The 23,020-nt window shown below is 72.8% G+C and carries 21 protein-coding genes and 1 pseudogene; 10 read left to right on the plus strand and 12 right to left on the minus strand.

What is annotated here, in order from left to right; genetic code table 11:
- Positions 1 to 8: 8 nt before the first annotated feature.
- Together ACFYPJ_RS03675 and ACFYPJ_RS03680 are read left to right on the plus strand one after the other, a co-directional pair.
- A complete protein-coding gene (locus ACFYPJ_RS03675) occupies positions 9 to 653 on the plus strand; it encodes a TetR/AcrR family transcriptional regulator (protein WP_389009781.1) in 645 nt (214 codons plus the stop codon).
- A gap of 95 nt (positions 654 to 748) precedes the next feature.
- Positions 749 to 1,486, plus strand: a complete 738-nt coding sequence (locus ACFYPJ_RS03680; RefSeq protein ID WP_389009784.1) for a bifunctional DNA primase/polymerase — start codon at positions 749 to 751, stop codon at positions 1,484 to 1,486.
- A gap of 161 nt (positions 1,487 to 1,647) precedes the next feature.
- Here the strand turns inward: ACFYPJ_RS03680 and ACFYPJ_RS03685 are convergent, their stop codons facing one another.
- The 4 genes from ACFYPJ_RS03685 to efeO all read right to left on the minus strand — a co-directional run bounded on the left by ACFYPJ_RS03685 (position 1,648) and on the right by efeO (position 6,256).
- The gene (locus ACFYPJ_RS03685) at positions 1,648 to 2,649 is read right to left on the minus strand and encodes a hypothetical protein (protein WP_389009787.1); all 1,002 of its coding nucleotides are present in this window, start codon (positions 2,647 to 2,649) and stop codon (positions 1,648 to 1,650) included.
- A 292-nt stretch (positions 2,650 to 2,941) separates the two neighbouring features.
- A complete protein-coding gene (gene efeU / locus ACFYPJ_RS03690; RefSeq protein WP_389009790.1) occupies positions 2,942 to 3,799 on the minus strand; it encodes an iron uptake transporter permease EfeU in 858 nt (285 codons plus the stop codon).
- A gap of 3 nt (positions 3,800 to 3,802) precedes the next feature.
- On the minus strand, positions 3,803 to 5,119 hold the full coding sequence (gene efeB / locus ACFYPJ_RS03695; RefSeq protein ID WP_389009793.1) for an iron uptake transporter deferrochelatase/peroxidase subunit: 1,317 nt from the start codon (positions 5,117 to 5,119) through the stop codon (positions 3,803 to 3,805).
- On the minus strand, positions 5,120 to 6,256 hold the full coding sequence (efeO, locus tag ACFYPJ_RS03700) for an iron uptake system protein EfeO (RefSeq protein ID WP_389009796.1): 1,137 nt from the start codon (positions 6,254 to 6,256) through the stop codon (positions 5,120 to 5,122).
- Between the two features lie 269 nt (positions 6,257 to 6,525).
- Here efeO and ACFYPJ_RS03705 point away from each other — a divergent pair, with 269 nt between their 5' ends.
- The gene (locus ACFYPJ_RS03705) at positions 6,526 to 7,203 is read left to right on the plus strand and encodes a PhzF family phenazine biosynthesis protein (RefSeq protein WP_389009799.1); all 678 of its coding nucleotides are present in this window, start codon (positions 6,526 to 6,528) and stop codon (positions 7,201 to 7,203) included.
- Positions 7,204 to 7,239: 36 nt separating this feature from the next.
- Here the strand turns inward: ACFYPJ_RS03705 and ACFYPJ_RS03710 are convergent, their stop codons facing one another.
- Together ACFYPJ_RS03710 and map are read right to left on the minus strand one after the other, a co-directional pair.
- On the minus strand, positions 7,240 to 7,887 hold the full coding sequence (locus ACFYPJ_RS03710; RefSeq protein ID WP_389009801.1) for a heme oxygenase (biliverdin-producing): 648 nt from the start codon (positions 7,885 to 7,887) through the stop codon (positions 7,240 to 7,242).
- A gap of 136 nt (positions 7,888 to 8,023) precedes the next feature.
- A complete protein-coding gene (gene map / locus ACFYPJ_RS03715; RefSeq protein ID WP_389009804.1) occupies positions 8,024 to 8,881 on the minus strand; it encodes a type I methionyl aminopeptidase in 858 nt (285 codons plus the stop codon).
- Between the two features lie 58 nt (positions 8,882 to 8,939).
- Between map and ACFYPJ_RS03720 the strand changes: the two genes are divergently transcribed.
- On the plus strand, positions 8,940 to 9,170 hold the full coding sequence (locus ACFYPJ_RS03720) for a hypothetical protein (RefSeq protein WP_389009807.1): 231 nt from the start codon (positions 8,940 to 8,942) through the stop codon (positions 9,168 to 9,170).
- Positions 9,171 to 9,197: 27 nt separating this feature from the next.
- Here ACFYPJ_RS03720 and ACFYPJ_RS03725 read toward each other — a convergent pair.
- Together ACFYPJ_RS03725 and ACFYPJ_RS03730 are read right to left on the minus strand one after the other, a co-directional pair.
- Positions 9,198 to 10,525 (minus strand): annotated as a pseudogene (locus tag ACFYPJ_RS03725) (MFS transporter).
- 112 nt (positions 10,526 to 10,637) lie between these two features.
- Positions 10,638 to 11,237, minus strand: coding sequence for a hypothetical protein (locus ACFYPJ_RS03730; RefSeq protein WP_389009810.1), 600 nt, complete (start codon positions 11,235 to 11,237; stop codon positions 10,638 to 10,640).
- A gap of 105 nt (positions 11,238 to 11,342) precedes the next feature.
- Here ACFYPJ_RS03730 and ACFYPJ_RS03735 point away from each other — a divergent pair, with 105 nt between their 5' ends.
- The 3 genes from ACFYPJ_RS03735 (at position 11,343) to ACFYPJ_RS03745 (ending at position 13,456) form a co-directional block, all read left to right on the plus strand.
- Positions 11,343 to 12,416, plus strand: a complete 1,074-nt coding sequence (locus tag ACFYPJ_RS03735) for an exo-alpha-sialidase (protein ID WP_389009813.1) — start codon at positions 11,343 to 11,345, stop codon at positions 12,414 to 12,416.
- 29 nt (positions 12,417 to 12,445) lie between these two features.
- Positions 12,446 to 13,159: an NADPH-dependent F420 reductase gene (gene npdG / locus ACFYPJ_RS03740; RefSeq protein WP_389009816.1), complete on the plus strand. Its 714-nt coding sequence runs from the start codon at positions 12,446 to 12,448 to the stop codon at positions 13,157 to 13,159.
- A 111-nt stretch (positions 13,160 to 13,270) separates the two neighbouring features.
- Positions 13,271 to 13,456, plus strand: a complete 186-nt coding sequence (locus ACFYPJ_RS03745) for a hypothetical protein (protein ID WP_389009819.1) — start codon at positions 13,271 to 13,273, stop codon at positions 13,454 to 13,456.
- On the opposite strand, the gene ACFYPJ_RS03750 is transcribed toward ACFYPJ_RS03745, so the two are convergent.
- Positions 13,446 to 14,246, minus strand: a complete 801-nt coding sequence (locus ACFYPJ_RS03750; RefSeq protein ID WP_389009822.1) for a site-2 protease family protein — start codon at positions 14,244 to 14,246, stop codon at positions 13,446 to 13,448. The genes ACFYPJ_RS03745 and ACFYPJ_RS03750 overlap by 11 nt on opposite strands.
- 110 nt (positions 14,247 to 14,356) lie before the next feature.
- Between ACFYPJ_RS03750 and ACFYPJ_RS03755 the strand changes: the two genes are divergently transcribed.
- Both ACFYPJ_RS03755 and ACFYPJ_RS03760 read left to right on the plus strand, forming a co-directional pair.
- A complete protein-coding gene (locus ACFYPJ_RS03755) occupies positions 14,357 to 14,488 on the plus strand; it encodes a hypothetical protein (RefSeq protein WP_389009825.1) in 132 nt (43 codons plus the stop codon).
- 82 nt (positions 14,489 to 14,570) lie between these two features.
- Positions 14,571 to 18,023 carry a BTAD domain-containing putative transcriptional regulator gene (locus tag ACFYPJ_RS03760; protein WP_389009827.1) on the plus strand — a complete coding sequence of 1,151 codons (3,453 nt, stop codon included), beginning with the start codon at positions 14,571 to 14,573 and terminating at the stop codon, positions 18,021 to 18,023.
- A 44-nt stretch (positions 18,024 to 18,067) separates the two neighbouring features.
- Here the strand turns inward: ACFYPJ_RS03760 and ACFYPJ_RS03765 are convergent, their stop codons facing one another.
- The 3 genes from ACFYPJ_RS03765 to panB form a co-directional block, all read right to left on the minus strand.
- Positions 18,068 to 18,934 carry an ABC transporter permease gene (locus tag ACFYPJ_RS03765; RefSeq protein WP_389009830.1) on the minus strand — a complete coding sequence of 289 codons (867 nt, stop codon included), beginning with the start codon at positions 18,932 to 18,934 and terminating at the stop codon, positions 18,068 to 18,070.
- Positions 18,931 to 19,956 (minus strand): ATP-binding cassette domain-containing protein, encoded by a 1,026-nt coding sequence (locus ACFYPJ_RS03770; protein WP_389009833.1) that lies wholly within the window; start codon positions 19,954 to 19,956, stop codon positions 18,931 to 18,933. Before ACFYPJ_RS03770 ends, ACFYPJ_RS03765 begins: the two co-directional genes overlap by 4 nt.
- Positions 19,957 to 20,226: 270 nt before the next feature.
- The gene (gene panB / locus ACFYPJ_RS03775; protein WP_389009836.1) at positions 20,227 to 21,093 is read right to left on the minus strand and encodes a 3-methyl-2-oxobutanoate hydroxymethyltransferase; all 867 of its coding nucleotides are present in this window, start codon (positions 21,091 to 21,093) and stop codon (positions 20,227 to 20,229) included.
- 265 nt (positions 21,094 to 21,358) lie between these two features.
- On the opposite strand from panB, the gene ACFYPJ_RS03780 reads away from it, so the two are divergent.
- Complete coding sequence (locus tag ACFYPJ_RS03780; protein WP_389009839.1) at positions 21,359 to 22,948, plus strand: MFS transporter; 1,590 nt, start codon at positions 21,359 to 21,361, stop codon at positions 22,946 to 22,948.
- Positions 22,949 to 23,020: the final 72 nt, after the last annotated feature.

Below are 23,020 nucleotides of genomic sequence, written 5' to 3' on the forward strand. Positions count from 1 at the left end.
TTCACCCCATGCCCGACAAGCCGGTCCCTGACACGTCCGTCCCCGACAAGCCCGTGCCCGACGCCACCCGCCGCAGCGAGCGGTCGCGCCGCGCGATCTACGCCGCCGCCCTCGCGCTCGTCGCCGAGGTCGGGTACCCGAAGACCACCGTCGAGGCGATCGCCGCCCGGGCCGGGGTCGGCAAGCAGACCATCTACCGGTGGTGGCCGGCCAAGGCGGACGTACTCCTTGAGGCATTCCTCGACCTGGCCGAGCAGTCCGCCCGGGAGCTGGGCCAGGAGCCGCACACCATCCCGGACAGCGGGGACCTCGCCGCCGACCTCAGGGCGGTGCTGCGGGCCACCGTCGACGAACTGCTCGACCCCCGGTTCGAGGCCCCCTCCCGGGCCCTCGCCGCCGAAGGCGTGGTCAACGAGCAGCTGGGCCGCGAATTCGTCGCCAAACTGCTCGAACCACAGCTCCAGCTGTACGTCGACCGGCTGCGCTCCGCCCAGGACGCGGGGGCGGTACGGGCCGACGTGGACCCGCGCGTCGCCCTGGAACTCTTCGTGTCACCGCTGGCCCAGCGCTGGCTGCAGCACACCGGACCGATCTCCTACGCGTACACCGACACCCTCGTCGACTACGCCCTCAACGGGCTCGCCCCGCGCTGACCGCGACCGCCTGGACGGGGCCGCGGTCTCCCGCGGCGCGCGATGGTGGGACCATGAGGGAAGTTGTCCGCACACCAGCGAGGGCGAGGGGATAGATGAGCGGGACGTTCGGCGGCCGGACCGGCCGGCAGGGCAAACTCTCCCAGTGGCTGCGGGGCCGCCGCACGCCACCGACCGCCGGCGACGGCGGCCGTGAGGAACTGCTGCTCGCCACCGCCGCAGCCGGGCTGCCGCTCGCGCCCGCCGCCCACCCCGCCGCCGGCTACCGGTGTTCCTGCGACCGGGTCGGCTGTCCCACCCCCGCCCGGCACCCGGTGTCGTTCGCCTGGCAGACGCAGTCCACCACCGACCGCGCCCAGATCGAGCGCTGGGCCCGCAACCAGCCGCAGGCCAACTTCATCACCGCGACCGGCATGGTGCACGACGTCCTCGACGTGCCACTGGCGGCCGGGCGGCAGGCCCTGCGGCGGCTGCTCGACTCCGGTGTCGAGGTCGGCCCGGTCGCCGAGAGCGACGACGGCCGCATGCTGTTCTTCACCCTCACCCGCGGCACCCCCGAGGACGAGGACGAGTGGTGGCCGTGCGAGCTGGACTGCCACCCCGAGACCATGGACGAGCACCCCGGCCTGCGCTGGCACTGCCGCGGCTCGTACGTGCTGGTGCCGCCCGCCCGGCTGCCCGGCGACGACGACCAGCGGGTGCGCTGGGCATGCGGTCCGGAGCATGCGCTGCCCGACCCGCTCAGCCTCTTGGAAGCCCTCACCGACGCCTGCGCCCGCCATGTCGGCGACGAGACCGACCACGCGGCGACGGCCTGGCCGCTGCGCCACTGAGTTCCCGCGCCGCCGGACAGGTCGCTCCGGCGTGGTCCAGTCCGGTGGCACCGTACGCCTGGCCGCCGTACGCCTGGCCGCCGTGGGCCTGCCCACCGTCGGCCTGCTCGCCGTGAGCCGGCCCGATGAGCCGGCCCGCCGTCGGCCTGCTCGCCTTGGGCCTACTCGCCCTGGGCCGAGGTCAGCCCCTGGACCCGGCCCAGCACCTCCACGTCGGCGCTCCCGGAACCCCGCTTCGGGTCGAGTACGGCCTCGTTGGAGACGAACTCCAGCGTCAGCGACTGCTTGACCTCGCCCTTCGTCAGGGCCTGCACGTCCGCGTTCTGGGGCGGCACGGCGGTGCCCGTGGCGGCGGTCTGCTTCTCGTAGTGCCGTGTGGTGAAGAACACCAGCGCCCCGCCGTCGGTCGTGCGCAGCGCCAGCGGCGCGTACTCGCCGCCGGTCATCGGCTTGTCGATGTACTGCCGGACCAGCCCCGGCCGGCTGGCCTCCTTGGCGCGGGCCGCCCGCCAGCCGCTGGTGTACGCACCGTCCGCGAAGCCGGAGCCGCCGCCCTTGAGATACGTCGTGTACTTCTCGCTCAGCTCCGCGGGCGGGACCGTCAGGCCGGCCGAACCGGCCGGGACGGCCTCGGCCCAGCCATCCGCGTCGAGCTTGAACTCGGGTACGTCGTCGGGGGCGACCAGCGTCAGGTACGCCACCTTGAACGGCTCGCCCAGATCGCCCCGGGTGAAGACGAACAGCCACCGGCTGCTGCCGCCCTTGTTCGCGGCGGTGTCCGCGACGAACCAGCGGGGCCAGCCCGCCTTCTTCGGGATGGTGAACCTGGTGTCCGACAGCTTCAGCGGCGCGTGCCCGGGGTTGCCCGCCGGGCTGTTGGTGTGCCCGGCCTTGAGCCGGGCCCCGTCGATGTCGGCGAGTGCGCCGGTCACGTGGCCGGCGTCCAGAGAGCGGTCGAACGCCTTGTCCGCCGCGTTGTAGGCGGCCGTGAACTCCTTCAGCGCCTTCGCCGCCTCCGCCTTGGTGGTGGCGGGGAGAACCTCGCGTTCGCCGTGCACCACCACGCAGCCGCTCGCTGCCAGCGACAGAGCGGTCAGTGAGGCCGCTATGAGTGCGTTCCGGTCACGTCGGCGAAGCCCACGAGGGCCGCGTTCCCTGGTCATGAGGTGCCGTCACCTTCCCCTTCCCGGAGGCGAACCCTACCGGGACCTGACGGCGGCCGGGCGCCGGGTGCCGCTACCGCGCCCGCACCGTGACCGGCGGCGGTGACCCGTGCCGTTCCCGGTGCCGTGACCGGCGGGGCTCCCGCCCCGCCGTCGGTCTGATTCCCGACCGCCGACCGCCGACATCCGGGGTTCCGGCCATCCAGGAAACGGGGTCCGCTCGTCGGGAGCCGGGTTCCCCGGCCGTCGGGACGCCTGCCGAAAGCCGGGGCTCCGCCCTCCTCCCGAGCCGTCAGACCTTGTCGCGCACCGTCGTCGAAGCGGGCTGTGTGCGGCTTCCCCGGGCGCGCAGGCCGGATGGCGCGAAGAACAGGACGAGCGTCGGGACCAGGTACACCAGCCACACCGTGACCTGCACGACGGTCGGGTCGGGCTGGAAGTTGAGGACGCCCTTGAGCAGCGTGCCGTACCAACTGTCCGGCGGGATCGTGTCGCTGATGTCGAAGGCCAGGTTCCCGATGCCGGGGACCCAGCTGGCCTCCTGGAGGTCGTGGAAGCCGTACGCGAGCACACCCGCCGCGACCACCACGAGCATGGCGCCGGTCCAGGTGAAGAACTTGGCCAGATTGATCTTCAGGGCGCCCCGGTAGAACAGCCAGCCCAGCAGCACCGCGGTGGCCAGGCCCAGGGCGACGCCGATCAGCGGGCGCGGGGTGCCGTCGCTCGCCGCGTGCACCGAGGCCCACACGAACAGCGCGGTCTCCAGACCCTCGCGGCCCACCGCGAGGAAGGCCGTGGCGACCAGCGCGCCGGTGCCCACGGCCAGCGCCGTGTCCAGCCGGCCGTGCAGTTCGGAGCGCAGGTTGCGGGCGGTGCGCCGCATCCAGAAGACCATCCAGGTCACCAGGCCCACCGCGACGATGGACAGCGAACCGCCGAGCGCCTCCTGCGCCTCGAACGTCAGCTCCTGGGAGCCGAATTCGAGCGCGCAGCCGAAGCCCATGGCGATGGCGACCGCGATGCCGATGCCGGTCCAGATCGGCTTCAGCGCGTCCCGGCGGCCGGTCTTGACCAGATAGGCGATCAGGATGCAGACGACGAGGCTGGCCTCCAGCCCCTCCCGCAGACCGATCAGATAGTTGGAGAACACGGGCTACGCCTCCTCGGTCAGCAGTGTCCGGCCCCACCAGTCGTCCGCGTCCCGGACACCGGGCGGGATCGCGAAGACGGCCGAACCCACGTGCTGGATGTACTCGTTGAGTGCGTCCGACGCCGCCAGCCGGCGCTGGAGCGGAATGAACCCCTTGCGGGGATCGCGCTGGTACGCGAGGAAGAACAGGCCCGCGTCCAGCCGGCCGAGCCCGTCCGTGCCGTCCGTGAAGGAGTAGCCCCGGCGCAGGACGGTGATCCCGTCGTTGGAGTCGGGGTGGGCCAGCCGGACGTGCGCGGTGGGCTTCATTGCCTTCAGGAACGGCTCGTCGTGCTCCTTCGGCTTGCCGACCGGGGCGCCCTCGCCCTTGTCCCGGCCGAAGACGTCCTCCTGTTCCTGCAAGGCCGTACGGTCCCAGATCTCGATGTTCATGCGGATGCGCCGGGCGACGAGGTACGACCCGCCGGTCATCCAGGCCGGCCCGTCGCCGTCCCCGGCCCAGACGAACCGGTCCAGCCGGTCCGTCTCGGTGCCCGCGATGTTGCGGGTGCCGTCCTTGAACCCGAAGAGGTTGCGCGGGGTCTGGGCGCCCGGAGTCGTCGACGACGTCTTGCCGAAGCCGAGCTGGGACCAGCGCACGGCGGCCTTGCCGAAGCCGATGCGGGCCAGGTTGCGGATGGCGTGCACGGCGACCTGCGGGTCGTCGGCGCAGGCCTGGACGCACAGGTCGCCGCCGGAACGGGCCGCGTCGAGGTTGTCGCCGGGGAACCTGGGCAGGTCGACGAGGGCCGCGGGGCGGCGGCCGGCCAGCCCGAACCGTTCGAAGAGAGACGGCCCGAAGCCCACGGTGAGCGTCAGCCGGGACGGCTTGAGGCCCAGCGCCTCACCGGTGTCGTCCGGCGGCGCCTCGGCCGCCCCGCCGTACGCGCCCGCGCCGACCGCCGCGCCCTCGGTCATCCGGCGGGCGGCGGCCGTCCAGTCCTTGAGGAGCTGGACCAGCGCGGCACGGTCGTCGGTCTTCACGTCGAACGCGGCGAAGTGCAGCCGGTCCTGCACCGGCGTGGCGATGCCCGCCTGGTGGGCGCCGTGGAAGCCGACCGAGGTGCCCGCGTCGGCGGCGGGGTCCGCGTCCTGGCCTGAGCGGGCCGCCGCGACGGCGCCGCCGGCCGCGGCGGCGCCGAGCGCGAGCCCGGCACCGCCCCAGCCGATCAGCGCGCGCCGCGAGGGGCTGCCGCCCGGCCGGCCCCCGGCGGGCGCGGAGTCGCCGTCCGGCCGACCCTCGGAGGCTGCGGGGCCGCCGTCCCGCCCGGTCCCGGTCATCTACTTCACCACCGCGGCGGCGAGCTTGGACAGCGGCTCGGCGAGCGCGTTCACCGCGTCCGACAGCTCCTTGCGCTGCTTCTCGGTGACCTTGTCGTAGGAGACGAAGTCGTACGAGGTCTGGTCCGCGCGGTACGTGTCGAGCAGCGTGCCGAGCGCCGCGAACTGCTTGTCCAGCTCGCCGGTCAGCGCCGCGTCGTTCTTCGAGGCGACCGGCTTGAGCAGCTCGTACGCCTTCTGCGCGCCCTCCACGTTGCCCTTGAAGTCGACGAGGTCGGTGTGCGCGTAGCGGTCCTCCTCGCCGGTGACCTTGCCGGTGGCGACCTCGTCGAGCAGTTCCTTGGCGCCGTTGGCCATGGAGGTCGGGGTGATCTCGGCGGTGCCGACCCGCTTCTGCCAGTCCGTCAGGTCGGTCACCAGCTGGTCGGCGACGGCCTTCTCCTCGGCGCCGATCTTCTTGTCCTGCCAGAGGGCCTTCTCCAGCCGGTGCCAGCCGGTCCACTTCTGGCCCTCCTCCAGCCCGTCCTCGCGGACGTCGACCTTGGGGTCGATGGTGCCGAAGGACTCGGCGACCGGCTCGGTGCGCTCCCAGCCGAGGCGGGAGAGGGCGTAGGCGTTCTTGGCGGCCGCGAGGTCGCCGTCCTTGACCGCCTGCGTGAAGGTCTTGACCCGCGGCAGCGTCTCGTCGGCCTGGTCCTGGGCGTACTGGCGGTACTCCGCGACGGCCTTGTCCAGTGCGGGGTCCCGCTCGGCGGTCGCGCCGGCGCCGGTCACGGTGAGCTTCTGCCGGACGCCGTGGCCCTTCATGCCGGGCCGGCAGGCGATCTCGTACGAGCCCGCCTTCACCTCGGCGGTCAGCGTGTACTTGGTGCCCGGCCCGATGTTCTCCTTCTCCGAGACGATCCGGTCGTCCGGGAAGAGGATCTCGACCTCGGTGGCCTTGGCGCCCTTGTTCTCGATCTTCAGGGTGACCTGCCCGGCCGGAACCGACTTGGCGGAGGTGTCGCAGGTGGAGTCGGCGGCGGTCACCTGGATCGCGTCGCCGTCCTTCGCGTCGCTCTTCGCGGTGCAGGCCGTGAGGGCGGTCAGGGCGGCCACGGCTGTGGCAGCGGTGACGGTGAGGCGGACGGCATGCATGCGGGCTCCAAGCGGGAAGCGGTGTGGTGAGGCTGACCTAACTTACCTGAGCCTTACCTCACCTATACCCGGTCGGTCGGTGATTCGGCCCGCACGGAAATATCACAGACACGGCTTGATCTCGTCGTCTCAAAGCAGATCCCAAGAAAGGGTAAAGTAACGGTCAAGGGAGGGTGGGGGTGCGGGCCGGACGCCGCGAGGGCGGGCCGGCGGCGTCCGGCGTCCGCGACCGGGGCGGCCCCGCCCGCCCGCGATGCTTCAATTTCCCCGTGACTTCCCCCGGGGCTTTCCCTGCGACCGACTACGACGTCCTCCGCGTCTTCTGCGGGCCGAACGGCGGTTACGGCAAGGAGGTCGGCGTCGTCCGCGACGGCTCGGCCCTGCCCGGCCGCGCCGACCGGCAGGCGCTGGCCGCGAAACTCGGCTTCGGCACGACCGTGTTCGTGGACGACCCCGAGCGCGGAGCGGTCGACCTCTACGCGCCGACCCTGCGCCTGCCCTTCGCCGGCCACCCCCTCGTCGGCGTCGCCTGGCTGCTGGACCTGCCCGAACTGGTCACGCCCGCCGGGGTGGTGGGGGTCCGGCTGGACGGCGAGTTCAGCTGGATCGAGGCGCGGGCGCAGTGGGCGCCGCCGCACACCCTGGGCCAGTACGCGACCGCGGCCGAGGTCGACGCGCTGCCGGTTCCGCGGCCCGGGACGCGGGCCCCCGAGGCGCCTTCGGCGAGGACGTTCGCCTGGGCCTGGGCCGACGAGGCGGCCGGCCGGGTCCGCGCCCGCGCCTGGGGCGAGGACGAGGACGAGGCGACCGGCACGGCGGCGCTGCTGCTCACCGACCGGCTGGGCCGCGCGCTCAACATCTCCCAGGGTGAGGGCTCCCAGATCCTGACCGCACCGCAGCCCCACGGGTGGGTGGAGATCGGCGGGCGGGTCCTGCTGGAACGCTGACGGCCGGAGAGTCCGGCCCTTGGCGGCGGGCGGGGATCAGGCGCTCAGCGGGAACTCCTCGCCCAGGGCGCCGAACACCGCGGTGTTCAGGGCGAACGCCGCCTTGCACTCGGTCACGATCCGCTGCCGCTCCAGGTCGTCCACGGCCAGCGCGTCCAGCGTCTGCCGGTAACCCCGCTTGAACGCCGCGGGGTTGGGGATCCGCTCGAACACATAGAACCGGACCCCGTCGCCCTTCTTCGCGAAACCCCAGGTCCGCTCCGCCCGGTCCCGGATGATCTGACCGCCGGAGAGATCGCCGAGGTAGCGGGTGTAGTGGTGGGCGACATATCCGCCGGGCCAGTGCGCCGCGCACTCGCGCACCCGGTCCGCGTACGCCCGCGTCGCCGGCAGCGGGGTCAGCGTCGACCGCCACTGCCGGCCGCGCAGATGCCCGAGGTCCCGCTCCAGCGAGGCGAGCCGGAACAGCTCCGGCCGGACGAAGGGGCCGGCCACCGGGTCCGACGCCAGCCGTCCGGCACCGGTCTCCAGCGCCTCGTACAGGAACCACAGCTGCTCCGTGTACCGCGCGAAGGCGTCCACGCCGAGGCCGCCGCCGAGCAGGTCGCTCATGAACGTCGAGGTCTCCGCCGCCCGGTGCTGCTCGTGGGACGCGGTGCGGATGAGTGCCGAGAAGGACTCCATGCCCAAGCACCCCACTCTCTTAGGTAAGCCTTACCTATATCAAGAGCTTTGCCGACATCATGTCGGTAAAATTCTACAAGAGAAAGCCCGCCCTCCCCAGGTCGGGGAGAACGGGCCGGGCCGCCGCGGGCGGCGCTCACGGCAGGGTCAGGATCTCCGCCCCGGTGTCCGTCACCACCAGCGTGTGCTCGAACTGCGCGGTCCGCCTGCGGTCCTTCGTGACCACCGTCCAGCCGTCGTCCCACATGTCGTACTCGTACGTGCCCAGCGTCAGCATCGGCTCGATGGTGAAGGTCATCCCCGGCCGGATGACCGTCGTCGCCTGCGGGCTGTCGTAGTGCGGGACGATCAGCCCGGAGTGGAAGGACGAGTTGATGCCGTGGCCGGTGAAGTCACGGACCACGCCGTAGCCGAAGCGCCGCGCGTACGACTCGATGACCCGGCCGATGACATTGATCTGCCGGCCCGGCCGGACCGCCCTGATCGCCCGGTCGAGGGTCTCCCGGGTCCGCTCCACCAGCAGCCGCGACTCCTCGTCGACGTCGCCGACCAGGTACGTCGCGTTGTTGTCGCCGTGCACCCCGCCGATGTACGCCGTCACGTCCAGGTTGACGATGTCCCCGTCGCGCAGCACCGTCGAGTCCGGGATGCCGTGGCAGATCACCTCGTTGACGCTGGTGCACAGCGACTTGGGAAAGCCGCGGTAACCGAGCGTGGACGGGTAGGCGCCGTGGTCGCACATGTACGCGTGCGCCACCGCGTCCAGCTCGTCCGTGCTCACCCCGGGCGCGATCAGCTTCGCGGCCTCCGCCATCGCCCGGGCGGCGATCCGCCCCGCGACCCGCATCGCCTCCACGGTCTCGGGGGTCTGCACCTCCGGCCCGGTGTACGGCGTCGGCGCGGACTTGCCGACGTACTCGGGCCTGCGGATGTTTCCGGGTACCGAACGAGTGGGAGACAGCTCCCCTGGTACGAGCAGCGACTGGCCAGACATGCCAGCGAGTCTAACCAGCGGGCATGGGGGACCATGTCCCTGGCGAAAGGAGCCGGTCATGGCCCTGTTCAAGAAGCGCACGGTCGGAAAGCCGGGCGAGTGGTACTACTGCCTCGAACACAAGAAGGTCGAAGAGGGCCCGGAGTGCCCGGCCAAGGACCGCTTCGGACCGTACGCGACCCGTACGGAGGCCGAGCACGCGATGGCGACCGCCCGCGAACGCAACCTGGAGTGGGAGACCGACCCGCGCTGGCACGACGCGGCCGGCCGGTCCGCCGACGACGACTGACCGTCCCGGCCTGTCCCGGCGCCCGGCTCAGCCCGCCGGGGTCGGTTCCGGTTCGCCGCCGGCCGCGCTCGCGCGCTGTGCGCGCAGCCGCACCGCGTGCTCGTTCGTCCGCGCGTCGTACGTCATCAGCCCCGGCAGGCACAGCACGAGCAGCCCCACCGCGCCCGCGCACAGCGCCCCGCCGGACCAGACCGAGGCCCGCACGCCCCACCAGGCGGCGAAGCCACCCGACCGGACCTGGCCGAGCTGCGGCCCCACCGAGTACGACAACAGCTCGATCCCGGCGAGCCGCCCGCGCAGCTCGTCCGGGATCGTCTGGTTCCAGATGGCGGCCCGGAAGATCCCGCTGACCATGTCGAAACCGCCGCCCAGGGTCAGGAACAGCAGGACCAGCCAGACGTTGCCGCAGACCCCGGCTGCGGCAACCGACAGCCCCCACAGCGCGGCGGCGCCCGCCACCAGCAGCCCGTGCCGGTGGATCCGCGAGGTCCAGCCGCTGGTCAGGCTCACCAGCAGGGCACCGGCGGGCAAGGCGGCATACTCCCCCATAGCCTTAAGGGCATGGGGGGACCCCCATGCCCCAGCGACCATTCGGCGTGCAGTTCGTCCGCGAGGAACGGCAGCACGGCCAGCGGCATCGCGAGGAACATCGCCGCGAGGTCGACGACGTACGTGCCGAGGAGTTCCTTGCGGCTCCAGGCGTACCGGGCGCCTTCGAGGATCGCGGCGAGCGAGGGCCGCACCGCCTCGCGGGCGGCGGGGGAGGGGGCTATGCGCACCACGAACAGCAGCGAGACGGCGAAGGTCAGCACGTCGACGGCGTACGCCCAGCCGAGCCCCGCGTAGGCCACCACGACCCCGGCGAGCGCCGGGCCCGCCACCCCGCCCACCGTCCAGCGCAGCGAGTTCAGCGCCGCCGCGGCCGGCAACTGCTCGTGCGCCACGATCCGCGGCCACAGCGAGTCCAGCGCGGGCCGCTGGACCGCGCCGACGGCGGAGGTGAGGGCGGCCACCACGTACAGCGGCCACACCGGCGGGCTCGGCAGCAGAGCGTTGAGCAGCAGCAGCGCGCTCAGCAGGCCCTGTCCGGCCTCCGTCCACAGGATCAGCTTCCGCTTGTCCAGCGCGTCCGCGAGCGCCCCGCCGTACAGCCCGAACACCACCAGCGGCACCAGTTCCACGGCACCGATCGCGCCCACCGCCGCGGCCGACCCGGTCAGCTCCTTCACCTGCACCGGCAGCGCGACGAAGGTGAGAAAGCTGCCGAAGTTGCTGACCAGCCCCGACACCCAGAGCCTGCGGAAGTCGACGGAGGCGTGCCAGGGGGCGAGATCCGGGAGGAGGGCGCGCGTCACGAGATGTCATGATCGGCCGCGCGTCCCGGGCGCGGCAACCGGATTTCCCGCCGCACCCACCGCCGGAGGGCCATGGCCCCGGAACCGGTCCGGCCGGGGACCGGCGGTCCCGTCACCAGGACGCCGGCGGCGGGGCCGTCAGGTTCTCCGCCAGCCTCGACAGCCGGTCGCGGAACGTCCGCCGCCCCCGCGGGGACGGCACCGCGTTCTCGCCGGCCGCCGCGCTCACCAGGTGCTGCACGGTGTCCAGGTCCAGTTCGCCGTCGTCCGGCACCGCCAGCGTCTCGTGCGCCATCGCGGCCAGTTCGCCCCCGCCCGGGCCGAGGGCCAGCACCGTCACCCCGGCCCGCCGCGCGTCGTGCACCCGGTTCAGCAGCGGCGCGTGCTCGTCGGGCGCCACGACGAGCAGCGTCTCGCCCCGCCGCGCCGCCGCGATCCGCCCCGGCCCGACAGCCAGGTGCGCCGGGTCCGTGGGGCGCGCGGCGTGCCGCACCAGCGTCGGGGCCAGCTCGGGCGTGCCCGACCAGGCCGCCTCGTCCACCAGATGCGCCGCCAGGTGCCACGGCTCGTACTTTGGCGTGCCCACCAGCAGCAGACCGCCGCCGTGCGCCACCACCGACCCGCGCAGCGTCCCCGCGAACCGCCGCGTGGCCCCCAACCACTCGGTCCCGGCGAGCACTTCGCGCAACAACGCCACCCGTACCGCGTCCATGCCCCCGCATCCTGCCGCAAAAGGCCACTCGTGATGCGGTGTTCACCCCGAATTCGCCCGACCCGGGGAGGGGGCCGAGCCCCGATACCGATGAGGAGCAGGCCCATGACCGACGTCAGTGTCCCTTTCCGCGCGGGTGCGGAGGGGTACGCCAGCTACCGGATCCCGGCCCTGGTCGTCACCGGCTCCGGCGCCGTGCTGGCCTTCTGCGAGGGCCGGGTCGACTCCGCCGCGGACCACGGCCGGGTCGACATCGTGCTGAAGCGCTCCACCGACGGCGGCCGGACCTGGGGCCCGCTGCGGATCGCCGCGCCGGGCGGCGCGGACCTGGCCGGCAACCCCGCCCCGGTCGTCCTCGGCACCGGCCGGATCCTGCTCGTGCACGTGCGCGCCGCCGCCCTCGCCACCGAGGACGCCGTACGGCGCGGCACGGTCGAGGACGCGGCCGGCCGCCGGGTCTGGGTGCGGCACAGCGACGACGAGGGCACGACCTGGTCCGAGCCCCGGGAGATCACCGCGTCGGTGAAACGCCCGGGCTGGCGCTGGTACGCGACCACCCCCGGCCACGCCCTCCGGCTGAGCACCGGCCGGATCGTCGTCCCCGCCAACCACTCCCTGCCGCCCACCGGCGACGACACCGGCACGGAGCCCCACTACTACGGCGGTCACTGCCTGCTCAGCGACGACGACGGCGCGAGCTGGTACCTCGGCTACGTCGACGACGACACCGACGGCCACGTCAACGCCAACGAGACGACCGCCGCCGAACTCCTGGACGGACGGGTCTACTTCAACACCCGCACCCAGTCCCGCTCGCCCGGCACCCGCGCCGACGCCCACTCCGCCGACGGCGGCCGCACCCTGACCGAGCCGTTCTGCCCGCAGGCCGGTCTGACCGGGCCGGTCTGCCAGGCCGCCGTCCTCCAACTGCGCGACCCCGACCTGCTCCTGTACTCCGGCCCCGCCGCCCCCGGCGCCCGCGCCCTGATGACGCTGCGCGCCTCCGCCGACGGCGGCACCACCTGGCGGACGGCGCACACGGTCGACGGACTGCCCGCCGCCTACTCGGACCTGGCCCGGGTCGACCCGGACACCGTCGGACTCCTCTACGAGACCGGCGACCGCAGCGCCTACGAGACCCTCACGTTCCGCCGGGTGGCCGTGACGGCACTGACCTGACCGGGTGGCGGCCGACGTAGAGTCGCCGCATGACCTCTACCGACAGCGCACAGCAGCCCACCGGGACCCCCGCCAAGGATCCCTGGGACCTGCCCGACGTCTCCGGGCTCGTCGTCGGCGTGCTCGGCGGCACCGGACCGCAGGGCAAGGGCCTCGCCTACCGGCTCGCCCGGGCCGGCCAGAAGGTGATCATCGGCTCCCGGGCCGCCGAGCGCGCCCGGGCCGCCGCCGACGAACTGGGCCACGGCGTCGAGGGCTTCGACAACGCCGAGACCGCCCGCCGCAGCGACGTGGTGATCGTCGCCGTGCCCTGGGACGGCCACGGCAAGACGCTTCAGGCGCTGCGCGCGGAACTGGCCGGCAAACTCGTCGTCGACTGCGTCAACCCGCTCGGCTTCGACAAGAAGGGCGCCTACGCGCTCCGGCCGGAGGAGGGCAGCGCCGCCGAGCAGGCCGCCGCCCTGCTGCCGGACTCCCGGGTCACCGCCGCCTTCCACCACCTCTCCGCGGTGCTGCTCCAGGACCCGGAGATCGACGAGATCGACACCGACGTGATGGTCCTCGGTGAGGAGCGGGCCGACGTGGAGACCGTGCAGGCGCTGGCCGGGCGGATCCCGGGGATGCGCGGGATCTTCGCCGGGCGGCTGCGCAACGCCCACCAGGTGGAGTCCCTGGTCGCCAACCTGATCTCGGTCAACCGCCGGTACAAGGCGCACGCGGGACTCCGCCTCACCGACGTGTGAGCCGCACCCGCCCGGACGTGCGGGCCGTTCCGAGCCGGACGTGCGGGCCGCACCGGACCATGGGGGACACTGGTGGCCGTCCAGCAGTGCCCCCCGACAGGAGTCCACCCCATGCCCCGCCTAGCGATCTACGCCCTGGCCGTCTGCGTCCTCGCGGTCGCCGCCGCCGTCGTCTCGTTCGTCCAGGGCAGCTGGCTGGGCGTCGTCTGGGTGCTGCTGGCGGGGCTGTCCAGCAACATGTGCTGGTACTACGTGAAGCGCGCCAGGTCCGGGCACGGGCCGTCCGTCACGGGCTGACCGAGCAGTACGGGTTGCTGCCCTGCCAGAAGCGGTACAGCTCGTGACCGCAGTACTGGTCGAAGAGGTCGATCCCGAGGCCGCGCAGGATGGTGTCGATCACGTCGAAGAACGCGTTGTTGACCGCCGGGATCCACAGCAGCGCGAACACGAACAGCAGACCGAACGCCGCGAACGGTTCCACCTGGCGCTTCACGCTGTACGGCAGCCACGGCTCGACCACGCCGTACCCGTCCAGGCCCGGCACCGGCAGGAAGTTCAGGATCGCGGCCGTGACCTGGAGCAGGGCCAGGAACGCCAGCGCGTACCGGAAGTCCTGGGGGACCCCGTCCAGGGCGTGCAGCCAGAACGGCGCCGTGCACACCGCGGCGAACAGCACGTTCGTCAGCGGGCCGGCCGCCGAGACCAGGCTGTGCCGCCAGCGGCCCCGGATCCGGCCGCGCTCGATGAACACCGCGCCGCCCGGCAGCCCGATCCCGCCCATGATCAGAAAGACCACCGGCAGCACGATGCTCAGCAACGCGTGCGTGTACTTCAGCGGGTTGAGCGTCAGATAGCCCTTGGCGCCCACCGTGATGTCGCCGCTGTGCAGCGCGGTGCGCGCGTGCGCGTACTCGTGCAGGCACAGGGAGACGATCCAGGCCGCGGTCACGAACAGGAACACGGCGACGCCCGGCTGCGCGGCGAACCCCGTCCAGGTGGCCCAGCCGGTGACCGCGGTGACGGCCAGCAGCCCGAGGAAGACGGGGCTGATCCGCCGGTCGCTGTGGCGGACGGTGGCGGTGGTCATGGGGCGGGCTCCTGGTGGGGACGTGTCGGATGGTGCGCGGGGTCGACCGTACCGGTGATGTGGGGGAAACGTCCTGCGGGCCGGTGCGGGTTCCTGGCGGTCGTCCGGCTGTGACCGAGTCGACGGCGGAGGCGGCCATGACGATCGGCGACAGCCGGTCCGGCCCGTTCGGCAAGGAGACCGGCATCCCCGTGGCCGACCGGACGCCCACCCTCGACTCCGCGCAGCTCATGCGCGGGTGAGACCCGCGTCCCCGCGCCTGCCGGGGCCCGTCGCGGCACCCGCCGGAAACCCGGAGGCGGTGGTCCTGCGTCACCAGGGACAATGGACCCCGTGCGCTACCGCATCCTAGGCACCACCCAGGCACTCCGCCCCGACGGAACCCCCGTACCGGTCGGCGGGGCGCGCTTGCGTGCCCTGCTGGCCGTACTGGCGCTGCGACCGGGCCGTACGGTGCCGGTCACCGTGCTGGTCGACGAGGTGTGGGACGGGGAACCGCCCGCCGACGCGACCGGCGCGCTCCAGGCGCTGGTCGGCCGGCTGCGCCGCGCGCTGGGCGCGGACGCGGTGGCCTCGGTGGACGGCGGCTACCGGCTCGCCGCCGCGCCCGACGACATCGACCTGCACCGCTTCGAGCGGCTGACCGGCGACGGCCTGCGCGCCCTGGCCGACGGCGACCCCGCGAAGGCGGCCGGAGCCCTCGACGACGCGCTCGCGCTGTGGCAGGGGCCGGCCCTCGCCGACCTGCCCGACCGCACCGCCGAGGCGGCCCGGCTCGACGCCCGGCGCCTGGACGCGCTGCGCGCCCGGCACACCGCCGCCCTCGCGCTCGGCCACGCCGAACAGGCGCTGCCCGAGCTGACCGCGCTGTGCGACGGCCACCCCCTGGACGAGTCCTTGCAGGTGCTGCGGCTGCGCGCCCTGCGCGACGCGGGCCGTACGGCCGAGGCGCTCGTCGCCTACGAAGAGATACGGCACGTGCTCGCGGACCGGCTCGGCACCGACCCGGGCAGCGAACTGCGGGCGCTGCACGCGCAGTTGCTGCGTCCGCAGGATCCCAGGGAGCAGCGGGCCGACGGCGAGCGGACGGCGGACGGGCACCGGGAGGCCCGCCGCGCCGGCGCGTCCCGCAACGGCACTTTGGCCGGCCCCCCGGCGGCGGGCGACGGCGACCCGTCGGGCCGCGTCCGGTCCGCCCCGGCGCCGGCCGCGCCCGGCCCGTCCGCAGCCGGTGCCCCAACGCCGAACGGCATCGGCCCCGCGGACCTTCCGCCCCCCGGCAATCTGCGCGCCCGGCTCACCTCCTTCGTCGGCCGGGAAGGCGACATCGCGGCGATCCACGGCGACCTCGGGACCGCGCGGCTCGTCACCCTCCTCGGGCCCGGCGGCGCGGGCAAGACCCGGCTGTCGCAGGAGGCCGCCGAGACCGTGCCGTACGCGGCCCGGGACGGGGTGTGGCTGGCCGAGCTGGCGCCCGTCGACGACCCGGCCGCCGTACCCGAGGCCGTGCTCACCGCCGTCGGGGCCCGCGAGACCGTGCTGTACGGCGCCGGCGCCGAGGCCATGCGGGCCGGCACCGACCGGCACGACGACCCCGTCGAGCGCCTGGCCGAACACTGCGGCAGGCGCCGGATGCTGATCATCCTCGACAACTGCGAGCACGTCGTGGAGGCCGCGGCCCGGCTGGTCGAACAGTTGCTGGAGCGCTGCCCGGGGCTGACCGTACTGGCCACCAGCCGCGAACCCCTCGGTGTACCGGGGGAGTTGCTGCGGCCCGTGGAGCCGCTGCCGGAGCCGGTCGCGCTGCGGCTGCTCGCTGACCGGGGCGCCACGGCGAGACCCGGATTCCGCATCGAGGAGGATCCTGCGGCCTGCGCCGAGATCTGCCTGCGCCTGGACGGACTGCCCCTCGCCATCGAGCTGGCGGCGGCCCGGCTGCGCATGCTGACGCCCCGTCAGATAGCGGACCGGCTCGACGACCGCTTCCGGCTGCTCACCTCCGGCAGCCGCACGGTACTGCCGCGCCAGCAGACCCTGCGGGCCGTCGTCGACTGGTCCTGGGAACTGCTCGACGAGGACGAACGGAGCGTGCTGCGCGGGCTGTCGGTCTTCGCGGGCGGCTGCGACCTCGCCGCGGCCGAGGCCGTCTGCGGCCCCGTCGCGCTCCTGGCGCTGGGCACGCTCATCGACAAGTCGCTGGTGGTGGCGGAGCCCGCGGGGACGGGGGAGATGCGCTACCGGCTCCTGGAGACGGTCGCCGAGTACGCGGGCGAACGGCTCGACGAGGCGGGCCGGCGGGCCGAGGTCTCGCGCGCGCACCTGACGTACTACCGCGAACTGGCCCGCACCACCGACCCGCTGCTGCGCGGCGCCGGCCAGCTCGCCGCCATCGAACGGCTGGAGCGCGAGTACGAGAACCTGCGCACGGCGCTGCGGCACGCGGTCACCGAGCGGGACGAACAGGAGGCGATCTGCCTGGTCCTGTCGCTGTCCTGGTACTGGCAGATGCGCGACCTGCGCATCGAGTCCGGGAACTGGTCCCGCGAGGTCGAGCCGCTCGGCCCCGACCCGTTCACCGAGCCCGTCACCCCGGCCGCCCCGGTGTGGGAGCGCTGCACGGACACCCCGCCCCCGTGGAGCGGAGAGGTCCTCGACGAGGCCAGACGCGGTGTGCACCTGGTCCGTCTCGCCAGCATGGACGCCGAGCTGGACTCCTGGCAGACCCCGCAGGCACAGGCCAGGCTGCGCACCATCGCCGCGACCTACGAGCCGGGGCTGCCGCAGACCTGCCGCAGCCCCGGCGCCCTCTGGTTCTTCGCCGTCATGCTCTCCGGCGACATGGACCGGGTGCGTACGGTCATCGACGCCACCGTCGACACCTGCCGCTCGACCCCCGGGTACGAATGGGAACTGGCCGCCAGTCTCCAGATGCGGGCCAATCTGCTCGCCAACCGCAGCGACTGGGCGGGCGACGCCGCCCACGACGCCGACGAGTCGCTGGAGATCTACCGCCGGCTCGGCGACCGGTGGGGCACCGCCGAAGCCCTCTCCGCACGCGGCGAGGCCCATGAGCGCAAGGGCGAGTACCGGCTGGCGGCGGCCGACTACGAGGCGGCGTCCGAGCAGGCCGCCCGGCTCGGCGCCCGCCACCACGTGGCGGTGCTGGACGCCCGGCTCGGCAGTGCGCTGGTGGAGGCGGGCGACCCGGAGACCGGGGAGAGCCTGCTGCGCGACGTGATCGCCCGGAAGGACGGCTCGGGCAACGAGGCGATGCCCGCGGCCCGGCTGTTCCTCGCGGGCCTGCTCGGCGTGACCGGCCGGATCGCCGAGGCGCGCGAGCAACTGCGGCTGCTGCGCGAGGAGTTCAAGATCGCGTACTTCATCGTCTTCGACTCCTTCATCCTGGGCCAGGAGGCGTGGCTGGACGCGGCCGACGGCCGTCACGACGAGGCCCTGGACAAGATCCGGCGAGCGCTCGAACAGGCGCGGGACCCGCTGTCCCAGGCCATTGCCCCTTCCCTGCGGTCCGTGTACCTGATCACCGCCGCGATCGCCCTCACCGGCTCGGACGGCGGCCGTCGCGCCCGCGACGCCGCCCGCTGCATCGGCGCCGCCGACAGCCTGCTGCCGCCCGGCCACATCCGGCCGCGGCTGGAGCGCGAGGTGCGTGCCCGAGCCGCGGAACGGACCCGCGCCGTGCTCGGCGACGCGGCCTACCAGGCCGCGTACGCGGAGGGCGGCGGGCTCTCCCTGGAGGAGGCCGCCGCCCTGGTCTGACGCCGGTCCGGCCATGAACCGAGCCTGACGGAGCCGGTGCCGCGTCAGCTCTTGGTGCGGAACTTGTAGATCGCGACGGGCGCCATCACCACCGTGATCGCCGCCGACCAGGCCAGCGTGATCCACAGGTCGTGGGCGACCGGACCGCCCACCATCAGTCCGCGGGCGGCGTCGGCCAGCGTGGACAGCGGGTTGTAGTCGGTGAACGCCTGGAGCCAGCCCGGCATCGACTGGGTCGGCGCGAAGATCGACGAGCCGAACTGCAGCGGGAACAGCACCAGGAAGCCCATCGCCTGCACGGACTGTGCGTTCTTCAGGACCACGCCCAGGGTGAGGAACACCCACATGATCGACGAGGCGAAGGCCGCGGACAGCCCCACGGCGGCGAACAGCCCGCCCCAGTTGTGGATGTGGAAACCGACCAGGACGGACACGATCATCAGCACGGCGGTCGCGAACAGCATCCGCACCAGCTCCACCGAGATCTTCGCGAACAGCACCGAGCCGCGCCCGATGGGCAGCGACCGGAAGCGGTCCATGACACCGGAGTTGAAGTCCTGGCTGAAGCCGGTGCCGACGCCCTGGGACAGCGTCATGCTCATCATCGCGATCATGCCGGGGATCACGTACTGCACGTACCCGTTCTGGCCGCCGCCCAGGGCCTGTCCGATCGAGCCGCCGAAGACGTACACGAACAGCAGGGTGAAGACGATCGGCATCAGCAGCGCGTCGGCCATGGACTCCGGGTCCTGCCGGATCCACAGCAGGTTGCGGCGGATCAGCGCCCCGGTGTGGCGCAGGTGGCCGCGCAGCGGGATCCGGGCGTCGGGCACGGAAGCGGCGGCGGTGGCCGACGGGGTCGCGCGAGGCGCCTGGTTCAGGGTGGTCGTGGGTGACGGGCTGGCGGTCATACGGCGACCTCTTGGCGGATGTCGGCGGGCGTGGGGTCCTGCGGGGCACTGGCGCGGTGGCCGGTGAGCGACAGGAACACCTCGTCCAGGCTGGGCAGTTCGGTGGTGATCGAGGAGATGGTGATGCCGCGCGCGGTGACCGCGCCGACCACGGCGGTCAGCTGCTCGTCGCTGAGGACGGGCACCAGCAGGGTGCCGGCCTCGGTGTCCACGGTCGTCGTGGCGAGACCGGTGATGCCCAGTTCGTCCAGCATCCCGGCGAGCGGGCGCAGCTCCAGCGGGTCGGCCGGCCGTACCCGCAGCGTGCGTCCGCCGACCTTCGCCTTCAGCTCCTCGATGCGGCCGTTCGCGATGACCTTTCCGCGGTCCACGACGGTCAGTTCGGAGGCGAGCTGTTCGGCCTCCTCCATGTACTGGGTGGTCAGCAGGACGGTGACGCCGTCCCCGACCATGGCCTTGACCTCGTCCCACACCTCGTTGCGGGTCCGCGGGTCGAGACCGGTCGTCGGTTCGTCCAGGTAGAGCACCTCGGGCCGGCCGATCATCGAGGCGGCCAGGTCGAGCCGGCGCCGCATGCCGCCGGAGTAGGTGGCCGCGGGCCGCTTGGCGGCGTCCGTCAGCGAGAACCGCTCCAGCAGTTCGTCGGCGCGGCTGCGGGCCTCCTTGCGCGGCAGGTCGAGCAGCCGCCCGATCATGTACAGGTTCTCCCAGCCCGGAAGCTTCTCGTCCACCGAGGCGTACTGCCCGGTGAGTCCGATGACCCGGCGCAGCTGCCGGGGCTGCTGGACGACGTCGTACCCGGCGACGGTCGCCCGGCCGGCGTCGGGAGCGAGCAGGGTGGACAGGATGCGTACGAGGGTGGTCTTGCCGGCGCCGTTCGGCCCGAGCACACCCATCACGGTGCCTTCGCGCACGTCCAGGTCCACGCCGTCCAGCGCTTTGGTCTCGCCGTAGTGCTTGACCAGCCCCCGCACGGTCACGGCGTCGCCGTGGCCGCTGGGCTTGTTGTCGGTTCGCGTCATGACATGAACGGTGCCAGCCCGCACCGACAAACCGCCTACAGGACACCGACAGTCGCGCGGTACCGCCCGACAACGGCGGACGGCCCGCCGACGGGGGACGATCGGCGGGCCGTCCTGGGTGTTTCCACTGTGGTCATTGCGTGCCGCGCCCCCCAAGGGGCCGGGGAACCGGGGGCCCCTGTCCGAGCGAAGCCGAGAACTTGGGGGAGCGACCGGCCACGACGGCGCCGCGGACGAGCGACGGCCCTCGCGGCACAGCCGGCCGGGCGCCTAATGGACGGAGTGCTCCTCCCGCGGGAACGTTCCGCCGACGACCTCCTCGGCGAAGGACTTGGCCGCGTCGCCCATGACCGCACGCAGATCGGCGTACTGCTTCACGAACTTCGGGACCCGCCCGCCGGTCAGCCCCATCATGTCGGTCCACACCAGGACCTGCGCGTCCGTCTCGGGCCCTGCGCCGATGCCGACGGTCGGGATGTGCAGCACCCGGGTCACCTCGGCCGCCAACTCCGCCGGGACCAGTTCGAGCACCACCGCGAACGCGCCCGCGTCCTGCACGGCCTTCGCGTCGCGCAGCAGTTGCTGGGCCGCCTCCTCGCCGCGCCCCTGCACCCGGTAGCCCATGGCGTGCACGGACTGCGGGGTGAGGCCGATGTGCGCCATGACCGGGATGCCGGACTGCACCAGCAACTCGATCTGGTCGTGCGAGCGCTCGCCGCCCTCCAGCTTCACGGCGCCGACCCCGGCCTCCTTCACCAGCCGGGTCGCCGAGCGCAGCGCCTGCACCGGCCCCTCCTGGTAAGACCCGAAGGGCAGGTCGCCCACGATCAGGGCGCGTTGCGTGCCGCGTACGACCGCGGCCGACAGCATGGTCATCTCGTCGAGGGTGACGGGTACGGTCGTCTCGTACCCGAGGTGGCAGTTGCCCGCCGAGTCGCCGACCAGCATCACCGGGATGCCGGCCTCGTCGAAGACGGAGGCGGTCATGGCGTCGTACGCCGTGAGCATGGGCCACTTCTCGCCCCGCTCCTTGGCGAGGCCGATGTCGCGGACGGTGATGCGGCGGGTGCCCTTGCCCCCGTACAGCGCTTTGCTGCCGTCGGAGGACCTGGTCTGGGCAGCCGAAAGCTGCGTCATTGCAACGGCTCCTTCAAATCGTCTCGAAGCGCCCTCACGGCGTCTCCGGATCCCCTCCATGGTGGCACCTCGTGCCAGTCAGGGCCAGGGGATCCCCGTGGGTTCCGGCCGTGTTCCGGTGTGATCCCCTTCGCAGCCGCCTTCGCCTCCGGGGTGTCCGGCCGGCCGCCCCTGGGTACGCGGAGCTGGCTCTCTGTGTAAGTTCTGGGTAAAGGAAATAAGATACGAGACGGTTCCGTATCGAAAATCCTCTAGGGTCATCGCTATGACAACTCCCGCTGCACCCGCCTCCCGGATACCCGAGGAGGTGCACCGGCGCCGCTGGGCCATCCTCGGCGTCCTCATCCTGAGTCTGCTGATCGTGGTGCTCGACAACTCGATCCTGAACGTCGCGGTCAAGACGATCTCCCAGCCCGCACCCACCGGGCTGGGTGCCACCCAGAGCGAGATCGAGTGGGCGATCAACTCCTACACGCTCGTCTTCGCCGGGCTGCTGTTCACCTCGGGTCTCGTCGGTGACCGGCTGGGCCGCAAGAAGGTCCTGCTCGGCGGTCTCGTCGTGTTCGGTGTCGGCTCGGCCCTGGCCGCCGAGTCCGGGTCCCCGGGGCAGCTCATCGCCTACCGCGCGCTCATGGCCCTCGGCGCCGCCTTCGTCATGCCCGCGACCCTCGCCGTGCTCATGAACGTCTTCGAACGCGCGGAGCAGCCCAAGGCCATCGGCATCTGGGCGGGCGGCGTCGGACTGGCCATCGCCATCGGCCCGATCACCGGCGGCGCGCTCCTCGACCACTTCTGGTGGGGCTCCGTCTTCCTCATCAACGTGCCGATCGTGATCGTCGCGGTGGCGCTGATGGTCTGGCTGGTGCCCGACTCGCGCGACCCGAACCCCGGCCGGCTCGACCCCGTCGGCGTGCTGCTCTCCGTGGTCGGCCTGGTCCTGCTCGTCTACGGCATCATCAAGGGCGGCGAACTGGCCGACTTCACCGACCCGAAGGTGCTCCTCACCACCGTCGCCGGCCTGGTCGTCCTCATCGGCTTCGTCGTGTACGAGAAGCGCAGCGACCACCCGTCCCTGGACGTGACGTACTTCAGGAACAAGACCTTCTCGGCCGCCATGGCCGCCATCGCGCTGGTCTTCTTCGCGCTGATGGGCGTCACGTTCTTCAGCGTCTTCTACACCCAGAGCGTGCGCGGCTACTCGCCGCTGGAGGCCGGTGCGCTGATGCTGCCGCTGGCCGTCGCCCAGATGATCTTCGCGCCGCGCGCCCGGCTGGTCGTCGACCGCATCGGCAACCGGGTCACCACCGCGGCCGGCCTGGTCCTGATCGCCGTGACGCTGGCCGCCTTCGCGCTGTTCGAGGCGGACACGCCGATCTGGCTCCTGGAGGTGGACCTCTTCCTGATGGGCACCGCCATGGCGCACATCATGACGCCGACCTCCGTCGTCATCATGCAGGCCCTGCCGCGCGAGAAGGCCGGCTCAGCCTCCGCGCTCAGCAACACCTTCCGCCAGGTCGGCGGCGCCCTCGGCATCGCCGTACTCGGCTCGGTCCTGTCCACCGCGTACCGCGACGGCATCGGGGACAAGCTGGGGATGCTCCCGGCCGGCCTGCGCGACACCGCGGGGGAGTCCATCGAGGCCACCCTGGGCGTGGCCGCGAAACTCGGCCCGCAGGGCAGGGCGCTGGTCGGTGCCGCCGACGACGCGTTCCTGCACGCCATGCACGTCACCGCGCTGTGCGGGACCGGGGTCGCGCTGCTCGGCGCGCTGGTGGCGGCGCTTTTCCTGCCCGGCAGGCCGTCGGCGGAGCAGCGCGGCGAGGAGGAACGGGAACTGGTCGTGGCCGCGGAGTAGGCGTGTGCCCGGAGGGGGCAGCACGGCGGAAGGGGGGCGGCTGCGGGACAATCCCCGCAGCACAGCGAAAGG

This window comes from Streptomyces sp. NPDC006012, from assembly GCF_042871185.1.
Lineage (GTDB): Bacteria > Actinomycetota > Actinomycetes > Streptomycetales > Streptomycetaceae > Streptomyces.